We start from the raw sequence: 14,015 nt of genomic DNA on the forward strand, positions 1-14,015 counted from the left end.
GTTGCGCGAACACCGCCTCTACCAGGCCGACTGGCTGCTGCGGTTCTATGGATTCGACGTCAAGGAGATCGTCGATGGCAGTGGATCGCAGGACGGCATGCTCGACCTGGACATCGATCCCAAGCTGGCGTGGGCGCTGCGGCATCCGGACCGTTTCCCCGTCGACCTGAACACCGCGCCACGCGAGATGCTGTTGCGCGTGCCGGGGCTGGGCGCGCGCAACGTGCAGCGCATCATCGATTCGCGGCAGCAGGGCAGGCTGCGCGTGGCCGATCTTGCCCGCCTGCGCGCGCCGTTGCAGAAGGTACTGCCGTTCATCGTGCTGCTGGACCACCACCCGCGGCAACGCCTGGACGATCCCGTCCGGCTGCGGCGCGAACTGGCTCCGGCGCCACGCCAGGCCGATCTGTTCGGCTGACGCGCGCGATGTTTCGCGCCACGGTGACACCTGCCTGGGATCTCGATGCGTGGCGCGTGCAGGCACGCCACGCCTGGGAAGCCGCGCTGCCCCCGGAGGACGTGGAATGGCAGGCCGATGCGCAGGGCGAATTGCTGGCGGCCACCCCGGTGGCGGATCAGCCCGGCCGGCGGAAGGGCCTGTCGGTGCCTGCCGAATTCATGGCATTCGCAGCCTCGGTGCTCTGCCATYGTGATGCCGGCCGGCATGCGCTGCTGTATCGCTTGTTGTGGCGCATCGGCAACGGCGAGCGGGCGCTGCTCGACCGCGCCACCGATGCCGACGTGCATCGCACGATGCGTTGGGCGCAGGCCGTGCGTCGCGACACGCACAAGATGAAGGCCTTCGTCCGCTTCCGGCAGGTGGACGGCGAAGACAATGCCTATATCGCGTGGTTCGAGCCCGACCATTTCATCGTCGACCGCGTCGCCCCGTTCTTCATGCGCCGCTTCGCCGGCATGCGGTGGGCCATCCTCACGCCCTACCGCAGCGTGCAGTGGGATGGCTCGCAGCTGTGGGCGGGCGAGGGCGCGCAACGCAGCGACGCGCCGGCCGACGATGCCGAGGACACGCTGTGGCGTACGTACTACGCCAACATCTTCAATCCCGCCCGGCTCAACACGCGGATGATGCGGCAGGAAATGCCGCAGAAGTACTGGAAGCACCTGCCGGAGGCGCACCTGCTGCCCGACCTGGTGCGCGAGGCCGGCCGGCGCGTGCGCGAGATGGACGAACGTGAAGCGCAGGCGCCGCGCCGTCGGATTCCGGCCCGCGTGCGCCCGCCACGGGACTAGGCATCACGGCTGGCGCGGGAACGACTGCCAGGATGGGTCGAGCCTTGCCCACGCCGGCGCCGAATCGGTCCAGATGACCGTGTCGGGCGTGATGCCGGCGGGCTCGTCGAGCGTGCCGACGCGGATCACCATGCGTTCGGCATTTGCCGTGGCCTCGCTGAACACCTGCGTGCCACAGGCCGGGCAGAACGAGCGACGCATCGCATTGCCGCTGTCCGCCACGCTGTTCCAGCCACGCAGTTCGCCCTGCACGGTGACCGCGGCGCGCGGCACGATAAGGTTCACCGCTGCGTTGCCGCAGGCCCAGTACTGGCAGTCGCGGCACCAGCACAACCGCACGGCGATCGGCTCCGCATCCAGCACATAGCGCACGGCGCCGCAGCGGCATCCACCTGTCCGGATCATCGTCCACCTCCCTCGGGGAGGAACACGGTAGCGTCCCGCGTGCGTGAGCGAAAGCCGCACTCCGGTGAGGACGGTGCCAAGCGGCGCTGTGCGAGCCGACGCCCGCTGACGACGGTACGCTGCCGACCGTCTGCGGACGGATGGTCTCCCGTGCACCGCCCTTGTCCGGTCGGTACGTGTCGCGGCAATCCCGTTGCGAAGGCGGGCCCTTGCATGAAGCATGGCGGGCGTAGTCCGGCGTGGTTCCGCTCGCGAGGCGCCGCAGGTCACGAACCGCGCCACGGCGTCGCGACGCGCGCGACCCGGCTTGTGTAAGGTCCATGCATGGGAACCCCTACAGGAGTCGTGATGTCCGGCATGCCTTCGCTTTCGATCGGTCTCGTCCTCGCGTTGTCCTGCGCGATGCCGCCTGCCGCCGCCGCGGATTCTCCGCGCCCTGCCTACGCCTGGGCCACCACCGAGGTGTTCGACGTTTCGCGCGTGCCGGCCTACGAAGGTCGCCATGATGCCGTCCACGCGCGCATCGATGCGGACCTCGCGGCGCATGTCGCGCACCTGCAGCGATGGGTGAGGCAGCGATCCATCAGCGCACAGGACGATGGCATCGATGCGATGGCGAGCCTGGTCGCCGACGATCTTCGCGCGCTGGGCTTCAGTGAAGTGCGACGTGTCGAGACACCCGGGCATCCGGGCGTGCTGGGCTACTACGATGCCGGTGCCGAAAAGACGCTTGTCGTCTACATGATGTACGACGTGCAGCCGGTCGAGGACAACTGGCAGATCGACGATCCCTTTGCCGGCTCGCTGGTCGAGAACGAGCACGGCACGGTGCTGATGGCACGCGGTGCCACCAACCAGAAGGGGCCGCAACGCGCGTTCCTGAATGCGTTGGACGCCATGATCAAGACGACGGGCACGCTGCCGGTGAACCTGTACGTGGTCGCCGAAGGCGAAGAAGAGCTGGGTTCGCCGAACTTCGGCAAGGTCATCGAGCCGTGGGTGGATCGACTGCGCAAGGCCGACGGAGCGTTCTTCCCGATGAACATCCAGCGCCCCGATGGCTCCGTATCGCTGAACCTGGGCGTCAAGGGCATCGTGTATTTCGAGCTGGAATCGAAGGGCGGCGCGTGGGGCGGACCGGCGCGGTCGGAAGTGCATGGTTCGGTGAAATCCCTCGTGGATTCGCCTACGCTGCGGCTGGTGCAGGCCATCGCGTCCATGACCACGCCGGACGGCAACACCATCACCATCCCCGGTTACTACGCGCCCGTGACGCCGCCGACCCTGGAGCAGCAGCGCCTGATCAACGCGCTGGCGACCGGTGCCGACGACGCCGCGCAGCAACGCAGCCTGGGCGTCTCGCGCTGGATCGATGGACTGACCGGACGCGATGCGATCGTGCGCAACCTGTTCGAGCCGACGCTCAATGTGGACGGCCTGTGGAGCGGTTACACCGGTACGGGCATCAAGACGATCCTGCCGCATGTCGCCACCGCCAAGATTGACTCGCGATTGCCGCCCGGCCTGGAGCCGGACGACGCGTACCGGATGATCCGTGCACACCTGGACGCCCAGGGCTTCAGCGACATCGCGCTGCGCCCGATGTCCGGCTATCCCGCCGCCTCGACGTCGGTCGAGGCGCCGCTCGTGCGATCCATGCTGGGCGTGCTGAACAAATACGGTGCCACGACGCGTGTCTCGCCCTGGCTCGCGGGCAGCGCGCCGTTCCACCAGTTCACGCGCACGCTGGACCTGCCTTTCGTGTTCGGTGGGCTGGGCTACGGCACCGGTGCGCACGGGCCGAACGAATTCATGCTGATCCACCCGGCCGCCGGCGTGAAGGCGGCAGGACTGGCCGACATCGAGAAGTCCTACGTCGACATCCTGCACGCCCTGGCGGAGACGCGCTGAGCCCGCGTGCCGGCCGTCCCGCGGCCCCGCTTGCCTAGGCGCGGAGTTCCACGATGGGCGTGAAGCCGCCGAAGACCATCCGCTGGCCGTCGAACGGCATCGGCGGRTTGTCCTTGTTGGAAGGATCCATGCGCGGATCTTCCATCATCTTCTGCATGCCGGCGTCGCGGGTCGCCTTGTCGGGCCATTCGATCCACGAGAACGCCACSGTTTCGCCATCCTTCGCCTGCACCGCACGATGGAAATCCGTCTGCTTGCCGTGCGGCACGTCGTCACCCCAGCCTTCGACGATGCGGCTGGCGCCGTACCCCATGAAAATCGTGTCGAACGTGGTCGCATACTCGGTAAAGGCCGCCTTGCCCGTCGTCGGCGCAGCCAGGATGAAGCCGTCGACGTAGGACGACGGCGCACCGTCGTCGCCCAGCACCAGCGTGGGTACGAAACCCCCGAAGATCAGGCGCTTGCCGTCGAATGGCATGGGATTGTTCTCCGGCGACATGCGCGGGTCGTCCATCATCTTCTGCATGCCGGCATCGCGCGTGGCCTTGTCCGGCCATTCGATCCACGAGAACACCACGCTCTCGTCCTCCGTCGCCTGCACCGCCTTGCGGAAATCGGTGACCTTGCCGTCCGGAACGTCGTCGCCCCAGCATTCGACCACGCGGGTGGCGCCCTGTTCGATGAAGACGGGATCGCCGAGGGTGGCGTGGTCGACGAACTTCTGCTTGTTGGCGGTCGGCACGGCGGCCACGAAACCATCGAGGTACGGCATGGAATCCTCCGGGGGATGCGGCACCGGGATGGTGCCTTCCTGAGAGCGACGAACGGGCCAGGGCGCTTTCGACACGGCCGGCGATCACCGGGGAATCGTGGCGTGGTCGCGACGACGTGGGGGCCTGCGCCCGCCACGCCATTCAGCGCTGCAGGCACCGGCGGTAGCGTTCGTCCACGCGCGTGGCGAACCAGGCGGTGGTGAGTTCGCGCGTGATCTTCGGGCTCTCGAGCCTGATGCCGGGGATGACGGCGCGCGGCAGCGGCTTGCCCGCGCGCGCTTCGGCCAGTGCGTAGACGCGGGCGTACAGGTCGGTGTCGCCGAAGTCGAGGCGCGTGCCGCGCTCCAGTGCCTCGCGGATGGCGCGCTCGTCCATGCGCAATGCGCCCGACAGCTGGCGCACCGCGCGCTCCGTCTGGCCGGGCCTGTCCAGTGGAGCGCCCGGATTCAGCAGATCGCCATCGAGCGACAGCGCGACTCCCGTCGCGATGCCGACGGCGCTCTGGAAGGCGGCATTGCGGCTGGCGTACCAGCCGGCGTTGTAGTCGGCGAAGCGATGCACCTTGCGCGTGTAGGGCGTGTCGTAACCCAGCAGGTGGGCGATGCCGAAATACAGCCCGCCACGTCGCGTGAAGACCTCATCGCGGATGCTGCCGTCGACCGGATAGGGGTAGCCGGCGGCCTTGGATTCGGCGAACGGAATGCCCACCTGCATCGGTCCCCCGGTCTGCACCGGGTTGTAGTCGGAGAACAGCCGCGCCCCCAGTGGCACGCTGCCGATCATGTCCTCGTAGAGGTCGCTGAGGTCGCGTTCGGTACGCACGGTGCGCAACCGCTCCGCATAGGTGCGGCCATCGGGCGAACGCAGCGCCAGCGCCGCGTCCACGACGAATCGTGGGACGTGCAACGACGCCGCGCGGCGGTCTATCTCGCTGCGCGCGATCTTCGGCAGGTTCGCCACCGCGGGATTGGCCACATAGCCGGATTCCTGCTCGGTGACGGCGAGCACGGCGCAGATGTTCTCGCTGTTGGGCTCGATCCGTTGCGTCGCGAATGCGGTTTCGATGTCGGCCGCCCAGCGCTCGCGGTCGACGACCTTGGACGGCATCCGGCGCACGATCTCGCTGCGTGTGTCGGCGGCGGGACGTGTCGGCACCGGTGGCGCGGTCACGCAGCCGGCAAGCGCCAGCAAGCAGAGCAGTACCAGCGGGCGGGAGAGGGAGCGGCACGGCGAGCGCGGGATCATGCGCGCAGCATACGGAGCATGACGCGCCGATGCACGACGGCGGGCGACATGGCAGGGCGCGAAGGAAAATCGCCTCGGCTCCCCTGGTGCCGTCGTCATGGCAACAGCGCTCGAAAACCCCTCCTGGTCCTCACTGGATTCGATCCATCGCGATATTGTCCTTCGCGAGGGTGAGGTTGCCCGCTATCCCGCCGACCATGCTCCGGTTATCGGCGTCGCGTCCGCCCGCGCATCCTTGCGGCCGGCGCTCTACGCACGTGTGGAGCGCCACGATGCCGTCTACCTGCCCGGCATCGCGTCGCCCCCACCTGCGGGATGGATGCCGAGATTTCGGTCTTCTGCACGCATCCGGACTTCACGGGGCGCGGCTATGCGCGGCACACAAACGTTCCTGCGCGTCAGCCGGGACAACCCGCGCGCAATGGATCTGTCCCAACGCGTGGGCTATCGCGTGCGGTGCGACATCGGGTTCTGGTCATTGCGCCGCTGCTGACGGAATGCCTTGCGCGGCGTATGAGCCGGCCCGGCGCGCCGTCAGGGAAACAGTGCGCCGCCCAGCATCGCCAGCGTCATGCCCAGGCCGAGGAAGGCCAGGCGTTGCAGCAGGGGCAGGGGAGCAGTAGCGCGGTGCATGGGACCATCCAACCGTGTTCGACGCGAACGCGCCGTGAAACCCCTGTCCTCTTGTAACGCCGTCCGACGAGCGGGCAGGCCATGCCGCCCGACGGACGGTCGGGTGCGTCAGGCCGGGGCGCGCTGCAACCCGTCGCCACGCGCCTTGCGCAACGCGCGTACCTGCAGGGCCATGCCCGCGAGGAATACCAGCAGCGTGGCGCCCACCAGTTTCTGCAGCAACGGATCCTGCGGACCGGAGACCAGCGGTGCGCCCACCGGAACGCGCGTCAGCGTTTCGGTGAAGCCCGGGATGAAGTGGAAGTACACGGTCAACGTGAAGGCCAACGAAGCGGCCACGTGCCGCCACGAGCCCGAAACCGCGCCCCGACCGAGCAGCACGGCTGCGCCGAGCACGACCAGCGTCAGCACGGTCAGGCCATGGGCTTCGCTCAGCTTGCCCGTGCGCATCAGGAAGAAGCTGGTGATGCAGGTGGCCACGGTGAACCAGGTGTAGGTCTTGCCGAGCGGCGTGGCGTAGCGGATGTCGTGGTAACGCAGCAGGGCGTAGAGCCCGCCGAAGAGGGAAACCAGGCTGATCGCAGTGTGGAACCAGCCGAAAGGCGTGATGCCGAGCATGGGGAACCCCTTGGTGTGCGCGGAGGGCGCAGGGCACGCTAGCACGCCACCCGTAGCACGGCCGGCGCCGTCCGTCGTCGCTTGCATGCGCTCGCGGGTCGTGCACCGTCCGGGTGCATGCGACGCATCGCCGCTGCGCTGTCAACGCAAGCGCGCGCCAACCGTTTCCGTCATGCCACCGGATGGGAGCACTGCATGATCGCGCGAGAAGCCTTGAGCGCCGCCAACCGCTTCGGACTGGGTGCACGCCCCGGGACGTTGAGTCGCATGGGCGATCCGCGCGCGTGGCTGCACGCGCAGCTCGCGTCGCCCGTGCGGCCGGTCGACAGCGGCTTGCCGTCGAGCACGGAGTATCTGCAACAGGAATACGACTACCTGCGGCTGCGTCGCGAGGCGCGCAGGACCCCCTCGCAGGAGAACGCGGCGATGGGCTTCCGTGAGCGCTTCGCCCAGGGCCAGCTGCGCGAACTGGGATGGCGCTATCGCCAGGCGGTCGCGACGGAACAGGATTTCGTGGAGCGGCTGGTGCGTTTCTGGTCGAACCACTTCGCCGTCTCCGCAGACAAGCGCACGGCGGCGCTGCATGCCGCGCCGATGGAGCGCGAAGCCATCCGTCCGCACGCGGTGGGCGATTTCGCCGACCTGCTGCTGGCGGTCGAGCGGCACCCCGCCATGCTGCGCTACCTCGACAACGTGCGCTCGGTGGGCGAGGGGTCGCGGCAGGCGCAACGGCAACGTCGGCGCACGGAGGGCACAGGCGACGCGTCGCCGCGGCGGGCCGGCCTGAACGAGAACCTGGCGCGCGAGATCCTGGAATTGCACACGGTGGGCGTCGATGGCGGTTACTCGCAGGACGACGTGCGCGAACTCGCGCGCGCCATCACCGGCTGGAGCATCGCCGCGCCGCGCGATGCCGGCGCGACGACGTCGGACGCCTTCCGCTTCCGCGCCAACGCGCACGAGGCCGGTGCGCGCGTGGTGCTGGGGCGCCGCTATCCGGCGGACGGCGAGGCCCAGGGGCGCGCCATCCTGCGCGACCTGGCGTCGCATCCGTCGACCGCGCGCCACGTGTGCGGCAAGCTGGCACGTCATTTCGTCAGCGACACGCCGCCGCCTGCACTCGTCGAACGCATGGTCGTGGCGTGGCAGCGGCACGGCGGCGCGTTGCGTCCCGTGTACGCGGCCCTGATCGACAGCGCGGACGCCTGGTCGCCCGACGCGCGCAAGCTGAAGACGCCCGATGATTTCCTGGTATCGGCCTTGCGCAGCACCGACACGCAGCCGGGTGATAGGCCGCGTGCCCTGATGGGGCTGCTGGGGCGTCTGGGGCAGCCTGCGTTCACGCCGCGCTCGCCCGCCGGCTTTGCCGACGATGCGGCCGCATGGTCCGGTGCGGACGCGGTCTGGAAGCGTATCCAGGCGGCGCAGTCGCTCGCCGAATCCGCCACGCCGGTCGATCCCGATCCCTTGCGCATCGCAACGAGCGTGTTCGGCGACCGGCTCGATGCGGACACGGCACTGGCCGTGCGCCGCGCCGAGTCGCCGCGCGAAGGATTGGCGTTGTTGTTCGCCAGTCCCAGCTTCCAGTGGAGGACCTGACCGTGACGCTGACCCGACGCCATTTCCTCGCCGCCGCCGGTGCGGTCACCACGCTGAGCCTGTGGCCGCGCGTCGCGCAGGCAGCGGACCGCGACACGCGCTTGCTGGTGGTGTTGCTGCGGGGCGGACTGGATGGCCTGCATGCGGTGATTCCCGCCGCGGATCCGCACCTCGCGTCATTGCGGGGTGCGTGGACGATGAAGGACGCACGACGGCTGGATGCCGACTTCGCACTGCATCCGGCGATGGACTTCAGCCATGCGCTGTACGCGCGCGGAGAATGGCTGCCGGTGGTCGCGGTGGCACCGCCCTATCGCCAGCGGTCGCATTTCGAAGCACAGGACAATCTCGAGAACGGCGGCGGTGCGGGTGGCGGCGCGTCCACCGGCTGGCTCAACCGCTGCGTGGCGGCGATGCCCGCCTGCCGGGGGCTGTCGGTCAGTACGGTCATGCCGCTGATCCTGCGCGGCGACGCCGACGCCTCCACGTGGTCGCCGCCGCTGCAGGAAGAGGTCAATCCCATCCTGTTGCAGCGCCTGCAGGCGCTGTACGCCGCCGACCTGCGACTCGCGCAGCCGTTCGCACAGGCGGTGGAAGCGCAGGGCATGTCGTCGGGCGGCAACGTGGCGCGCCTGCCGCAGGCCATGGCGGCCGCGGCGCGATTCATGGTGATGCCGGATGGCCCGCGCATCGGTTTCGTCGAGAACACGGGCTGGGACACGCATGCGCAGCAGGTGCCGGTGCTGGCACGCAAGCTGGCCGAACTCGACCAGGGGCTGCGGGCCTTCCATGACGGCATGGCCGGCGCATGGTCGCGTACGGTCGTCATGGTGGTCACCGAGTTCGGCCGCACCGCGGCGGTCAACGGCACGGGTGGCACCGACCATGGCACCGGTACCGTCGCGATGCTGGCCGGCGGCGCCGTGGCGGGCGGACGCGTGGCGGGCGACTGGCCCGGCCTGGCGCCGTCGCAACTCAACGAGGGACGCGACGTGCGGGCGACCACGGACCTGCGCAGCGTGTTCAAGGGCGTGGTCGGCGACCATCTGGGCGTGGCGCGCAGCGCACTCGATGCGCGCGTGTTCCCCGACAGCGCGAAGGTGCCAGCGATGGCGGGCCTGCTGCGCGGTTGAGATCAGGACGCGACGTGGCGGAGTTCGCCGCGTGCCAGTGCGGTGGCCTCGTCGACTTCCATCGGCCGGCCGAAGAAATAGCCCTGCATCTCATCGCAGCCCATCTGCTGCAAGGCCTGCATCTGTTCCGCCGTTTCCACGCCCTCGGCGATCGTGCGCAGGCCCATCTCGTGCGCCAGCACGAGGAGCGTGCGCGCGATGGCGCGGTCGGTGCTCTCGGTGGCGATGCCATCGACGAAGCTGCGGTCGATCTTGATGATGTCCAGCGGCAGGCGCTGCAGGTAGGCCATGCTCGAGTAGCCGGTGYCGAAATCGTCCAGCGCCAACCGCACGCCGAGCGCGTGCAGCGCCTGCAACATCTGCTGTGCCGCACCCATGTCCTCGACCAGCACGCTTTCAGTGAGCTCCAGCGTCAACGCATCGGCGGGCAGGGCGTGCCGGCGCAGGCAGTCGGCGATCCACGGCGCCAGCGTGGGCTGCCCCAGCTGGCTGGGCGACAGGTTGACCGCGACGCTCAACGAGCGCAGGCCCATCGCGCGCCAGCGCGCCAGCTGCTGGCAGGCCTGTTCGAGCACGAAATGGCCGATGTCCTCCATCAGTCCCGCGCTTTCGGCCAACGGAATGAAGACCGACGGCGGCACGTCCCCCCACGCAGGGTGGCGCCAGCGCGCCAGCGCCTCGAAGCCGGTCAGCTGCGAGGAATCGCCGGCCACCACTGGTTGGTAGGCGAGCCGCAATTGGCCGCGGGCCACGGCTTCGCGCAGGGCGGTGACGCGGCTCAGGCGGTCGTTGGCTTCCTGTTGGGTGCTGGCCGACGGCAGCCGCACCTGGTTGCGGCCCGCGCGCTTGGCCAGGTGGCGCGCATCGTCGGCGCTGCGCAACAGCGTCTGCAGGTCGGCGCCGTGCTCGGGCGCGTGCGCCAGGCCGATGCTGGCGGTGACGGTGAAGGAAGGGTGCGTGGAGTACAGCGCGATCGGCTGGCCCACCGCACGACGGATGTCTTCCGCCAGCCGCGTGAGCTGGTCGATGTCGATGTCGGGAAAGTGCGCGAGGWATCCTTCGCCGCCGTAGCGGTGCACGCTGCCCAGGCCGTCGCAGGCGGCCGAGATGCGCTGACCCATGCGCCGCAGCACCTCGTCGCCACCGTCGTGGCCGAACGAATCGTTGACCATGCCGAACCCGTCCAGGTCGACGATCGCCAGGCCGTGGCCGGCGAGCGAAGGCGTGGCGATCTTCTCGGTGATCAGGTTGGCCTGCGCGGAGAAGCGGGGCAGCCCGGTCGCGCTGTCCATCGCGGCCGCGTCGTTGAGGCGGCGTTGCGCATCGAGGCGGCGTTCGGTTTCCAGCAGCAGCGAGCGCGCGGTTTCGGCGGCCTCCGACGAACGCCGTCGCGAGATGTCGAGCAGGAACAGCACGAACGCGATCAGCAATCCGCTGCTGAGGCCGCCCACGACCAGCGATCGCGGCAGCGTGAACGAGGTGAGCGCGGGCGGCGCCCACAACTCGAGTCGCACCTCGTGGCCGGGCAGGGCCACGTGCTCGATCGAGAGCGGCGCGCCCTGCGGCCGGCCCTGTTCCAGCGTGGGCATGCCGGCCGCGGTGGCCCGCACGGGACGGTCGGACAGCACGGCCTTGGCGAGCGTCTTCACGAAATCGTCGAGCGAGATGTAGGCCTGCGTGCGCCGGCCGGGCGTGTCGACCGTCATCCACCAACCGCCTTCCACCGGCAGCAGGTGGCCTTCATCCGCCACGGGTGCGGGCGGCGACGGGGCGACCGGCGCGTCGAAGCCCGGCCGCACCCAGCGGAATTCCTGCCCGTCGCCCACGCTGCGCACCACGCGGAAGGCGACGTAGGCCTCCACCATGTCGTCGACGTACTGGTCGAAGAGCGGTTCGGCCTTGTCGGGTGACGCGGCAGCCAGCGACGCGGACAACTGGCGCAGGGCACCGCGACGCAGTTCCATGCCGCGCAGGAAGGTCGGTGCGGCGATCGCGGTCTGCGTCTTCATCACGTTGCGCGTCATCGCATCGCGGTCGGCGGACGCCGCCACCCAGTACATGCCGCCCAGCATCAGCGCGGCCGCCATCGGCATCACGCCGAACAGGCGTTCCCGCAGCGAATTCTCCCCGGCCACCGCCAGCGCCAGCCCCAGTGCCACCAACTGGGCCGAGGCGGTGAACGAGATCTGGTAAAGCGACAGACCCTCGCGATGGTGGGGCAGCTGGATAAGCAGGCCCAGTGTGGCCATGCCGGCCACCGACGCCATCGCGATACCCAGGCCGCGGGTGATGCCCCAGCGAGCGCTTTCCCACCGCTGCAACGACTGCGGCAGCAGCGCAACCGCCACCCAGGCCGTCAGCACGCCGTAGTCGGTATAACCGCCGATCAGCGGCATGTCCGCGCGCGGCAGCCATCCCAGCCGGTGGAGCAGCGCGTTCGCGGGCGTCGTCACGCCGCCCAGCGTCTGCAGCAACGTCAGCAACAGCGGTACCGTGATCAGGCCGAGCACGACCCAGGCCGCAGGATCTCGGTCGCGCTGGCGCAGCAGTAACGCCAGCGCCACCAGCGCGACGCACAGGGTCGAGAGCGGACGCATGGGCGGGAAGTCCACGCCCATCTTGCCGACCAGGCTGCCGGGCACATGCCAGCCGACCAGCGCGAGCAGCGCGAACGCGAGCACGAACGCCACCAGCTCCGTACTGGTGTCGAGACGGCGACCGGCGTGCAGCGACGGCGTGTACACCAGCAGGAACATCGCCAGCGACGACAGCGAGAGCGACCAGCTGATCTCGGTCGTCGCACCACCCGGCTGGAAAGCGCCCAGCAGCGGCTGCACCGCGAGCAGCAGCAGTGCCGCGGCGAGAACCCGCATCACGAATTCCGGCCAGAAGCCGCGCCATGCGCGGGTCCACGCGATGGCGGTTGCCGCGGCCAGCACCAGGCAGGTGCCGAGCGAATGGAACTGCCACAGGTGGAGGACGAGGAGCAGCGTCAACAGACTCGCGACCGCCAGCCGCACGGGCCGCTGCGCATTGCGCCAGGTCGCGATAGCCACCAGCACGCCCACGACCGGCACGCTGTCGTCGAGCAGGTGACCGTTGCCGGCGTCGACGAGCGTGAAGCCGGCGGCCAGCACCCAGGCGAGCGCAGCCGCAAAGCGCTGCGCCCACTGCACGGGTCGCCGAAGGTCCTGGTGTATCGCCAATGCTGTCCCCTGCGGAGCCGACACCCCGTCGCGATGTGATACCCAAATCACCGGCGCGCCGCAAGCACGGCCACGTCGTTCAGAGACTTGCAGCCGGATCGGGTCGCGCTGCCCGGAGAAATGCGTGTACTACGCCGCGGGGCACCGCGGCGGAGGGCGGACGCGCGCCGCCTGCCCCAGGCACCGCGCGCGACCCGGGTCGACCGGCCCCGCGGAGGCGACGGCATGCACATGCGCTAGAGTCCGCGGATGTTCCCTACGGAGTGTCCGCATGCCGATCGAACTGAAGATGCTGGCCTGGTCCGTCGCGCTGGGCGTGTTCCATATGCTGCTGGGTGCCGGACTCACCACACGCCAGCGCGGGCTGGCCTGGAATGTCGGCGCGCGCGACGCCGCCCTGCCACCACTGCAGGGTGTCGCGGCCCGGGTGGACCGCGCGCTGCGCAACTTCCTGGAAACCTTTCCGTTCTTCGCGGCTGCCGCGCTTGCGGTGGCCTGGCTGGATCGCGGCGACGCCACCACCGCGCTGGGCGCGCAGTGCTACTTCTGGGCGCGGCTCGCTTACGTGCCGGTGTATGCGGCGGGCGTGCCCCATCTGCGCACGCTGATCTGGGCGGTCTCGGTGTGGGGGCTGCTGCAGTTGCTGTGGGCGCTGCTCTGACGCCGCGCCCCCGGGATTCATGGAGCGGTCGGCAGGTACGGCGGGTTTCACCCTAGACTAGCCCGACCCACCCAGCCGGGCCCCACGCCCGGCGTCACGCCGTGATCGACCGGATGCTGTCCCGCACTTCCCGCCTCTTCGTTGTCCTGCTGCTGACTGCAAGCCTGCTCGTCGCCTGCGACCGTGCCGCCTCTGACCTCGCGCCCGATGCCATGGCCGAAGCGCCGCCGCCGGCACCCGATACGCCGGCGCAGCAGGCCGAGCGCGGCGACGGGGCCGTTTCGTCCGGTCCGGTTGTCGCTTCGCCGTCCGGGCAGCCGGAAGGGCTGCCGACCGACTGGCCGGTCGCCAAGGTGAGCTCGGGCAAGGCCTGGGTGAGCTGCCAGGCCGACTACACCACCGAGCAGGGCGATGGCGTTCCGCTGGAGTCGCTGGCCTTCTTTAGCGTGGTCGATGCGCTGTCGCCCTGCCAGAAGGGCGGCGTGTTGCGGCTGCGCTACCAGGGCAAGATCGCGGCCGATTTCACCGATCTTGTCGCGCGCGTGGCCGACATCGCCGGGCGCATGGGCATCTACAAGCG

At 69.5% G+C, this 14,015-nt stretch carries 10 protein-coding genes and 4 pseudogenes; 8 read left to right on the forward strand and 6 right to left on the reverse strand.

Annotated elements, in window-relative coordinates; translation table 11 throughout:
- Nucleotides 1-418: pseudogene (locus tag AC04L7_RS03680) on the forward strand (putative DNA modification/repair radical SAM protein); the annotation flags it as partial.
- Between the two features lie 8 nt (nt 419-426).
- A pseudogene (locus tag AC04L7_RS03685) lies at nt 427-1,239 on the forward strand (TIGR03915 family putative DNA repair protein); the annotation flags it as partial.
- 15 nt (nt 1,240-1,254) lie between these two features.
- Here the strand turns inward: AC04L7_RS03685 and AC04L7_RS03690 are convergent.
- Complete coding sequence (locus AC04L7_RS03690; RefSeq protein ID WP_435997374.1) at nt 1,255-1,656, reverse strand: GFA family protein; 402 nt, start codon at nt 1,654-1,656, stop codon at nt 1,255-1,257.
- A 348-nt stretch (nt 1,657-2,004) separates the two neighbouring features.
- Between AC04L7_RS03690 and AC04L7_RS03695 the strand changes: the two genes are divergently transcribed.
- Entirely contained in the window at nt 2,005-3,567 is a 1,563-nt protein-coding gene (locus tag AC04L7_RS03695; RefSeq protein ID WP_435997376.1) for a M20/M25/M40 family metallo-hydrolase, read from the forward strand.
- 34 nt (nt 3,568-3,601) lie between these two features.
- Here AC04L7_RS03695 and AC04L7_RS03700 read toward each other — a convergent pair whose 3' ends face one another.
- The 3 genes and pseudogenes from AC04L7_RS03700 to AC04L7_RS03710 form a co-directional block, all read right to left on the reverse strand.
- A complete protein-coding gene (locus AC04L7_RS03700) occupies nt 3,602-3,991 on the reverse strand; it encodes a DUF1428 domain-containing protein (RefSeq protein WP_299342603.1) in 390 nt (129 codons plus the stop codon).
- A pseudogene (locus AC04L7_RS03705) lies at nt 3,986-4,339 on the reverse strand (DUF1428 domain-containing protein); the annotation flags it as partial. The gene AC04L7_RS03700 and the pseudogene AC04L7_RS03705, both read right to left, overlap by 6 nt.
- 142 nt (nt 4,340-4,481) lie before the next feature.
- Nucleotides 4,482-5,585, reverse strand: coding sequence for a DUF1615 domain-containing protein (locus AC04L7_RS03710; protein ID WP_435997378.1), 1,104 nt, complete (start codon nt 5,583-5,585; stop codon nt 4,482-4,484).
- Nucleotides 5,586-5,682: 97 nt separating this feature from the next.
- On the opposite strand from AC04L7_RS03710, the gene AC04L7_RS03715 reads away from it, so the two are divergent.
- Entirely contained in the window at nt 5,683-6,078 is a 396-nt protein-coding gene (locus AC04L7_RS03715) for a hypothetical protein (protein ID WP_435997380.1), read from the forward strand.
- 248 nt (nt 6,079-6,326) lie between these two features.
- On the opposite strand, the gene AC04L7_RS03720 is transcribed toward AC04L7_RS03715, so the two are convergent.
- Nucleotides 6,327-6,836: a hypothetical protein gene (locus AC04L7_RS03720; protein WP_435997382.1), complete on the reverse strand. Its 510-nt coding sequence runs from the start codon at nt 6,834-6,836 to the stop codon at nt 6,327-6,329.
- 195 nt (nt 6,837-7,031) lie between these two features.
- Between AC04L7_RS03720 and AC04L7_RS03725 the strand changes: the two genes are divergently transcribed.
- Nucleotides 7,032-8,435: a DUF1800 domain-containing protein gene (locus AC04L7_RS03725; RefSeq protein WP_475512541.1), complete on the forward strand. Its 1,404-nt coding sequence runs from the start codon at nt 7,032-7,034 to the stop codon at nt 8,433-8,435.
- 2 nt (nt 8,436-8,437) lie between these two features.
- Nucleotides 8,438-9,568, forward strand: coding sequence for a DUF1501 domain-containing protein (locus AC04L7_RS03730; RefSeq protein WP_435997386.1), 1,131 nt, complete (start codon nt 8,438-8,440; stop codon nt 9,566-9,568).
- A 2-nt stretch (nt 9,569-9,570) separates the two neighbouring features.
- Here the strand turns inward: AC04L7_RS03730 and AC04L7_RS03735 are convergent, their stop codons facing one another.
- Complete coding sequence (locus tag AC04L7_RS03735; protein ID WP_475512542.1) at nt 9,571-12,744, reverse strand: putative bifunctional diguanylate cyclase/phosphodiesterase; 3,174 nt, start codon at nt 12,742-12,744, stop codon at nt 9,571-9,573.
- A 301-nt stretch (nt 12,745-13,045) separates the two neighbouring features.
- On the opposite strand from AC04L7_RS03735, the gene AC04L7_RS03740 reads away from it, so the two are divergent.
- Nucleotides 13,046-13,435: an MAPEG family protein gene (locus AC04L7_RS03740; protein ID WP_435997390.1), complete on the forward strand. Its 390-nt coding sequence runs from the start codon at nt 13,046-13,048 to the stop codon at nt 13,433-13,435.
- Nucleotides 13,436-13,536: 101 nt separating this feature from the next.
- A pseudogene (locus tag AC04L7_RS03745) lies at nt 13,537-14,015 on the forward strand (hypothetical protein); the annotation flags it as partial.

Source organism: Pseudoxanthomonas sp. LjRoot204_2, assembly GCF_056175765.1.

What these genes read in the sequence shown, in the direction of transcription:
- AC04L7_RS03690 (WP_435997374.1), bottom strand. Translation starts at nt 1,656, where the DNA reads ATGATCCGGACAGGTGGATGCCGCTGCGGCGCCGTGCGCTATGTGCTG.
- AC04L7_RS03695 (WP_435997376.1), top strand. Translation starts at nt 2,005, where the DNA reads ATGTCCGGCATGCCTTCGCTTTCGATCGGTCTCGTCCTCGCGTTGTCC.
- AC04L7_RS03710 (WP_435997378.1), bottom strand. Translation starts at nt 5,585, where the DNA reads ATGATCCCGCGCTCGCCGTGCCGCTCCCTCTCCCGCCCGCTGGTACTG.
- AC04L7_RS03715 (WP_435997380.1), top strand. Translation starts at nt 5,683, where the DNA reads ATGGCAACAGCGCTCGAAAACCCCTCCTGGTCCTCACTGGATTCGATC.
- AC04L7_RS03720 (WP_435997382.1), bottom strand. Translation starts at nt 6,836, where the DNA reads ATGCTCGGCATCACGCCTTTCGGCTGGTTCCACACTGCGATCAGCCTG.
- AC04L7_RS03725 (WP_475512541.1), top strand. Translation starts at nt 7,032, where the DNA reads ATGATCGCGCGAGAAGCCTTGAGCGCCGCCAACCGCTTCGGACTGGGT.
- AC04L7_RS03740 (WP_435997390.1), top strand. Translation starts at nt 13,046, where the DNA reads ATGCCGATCGAACTGAAGATGCTGGCCTGGTCCGTCGCGCTGGGCGTG.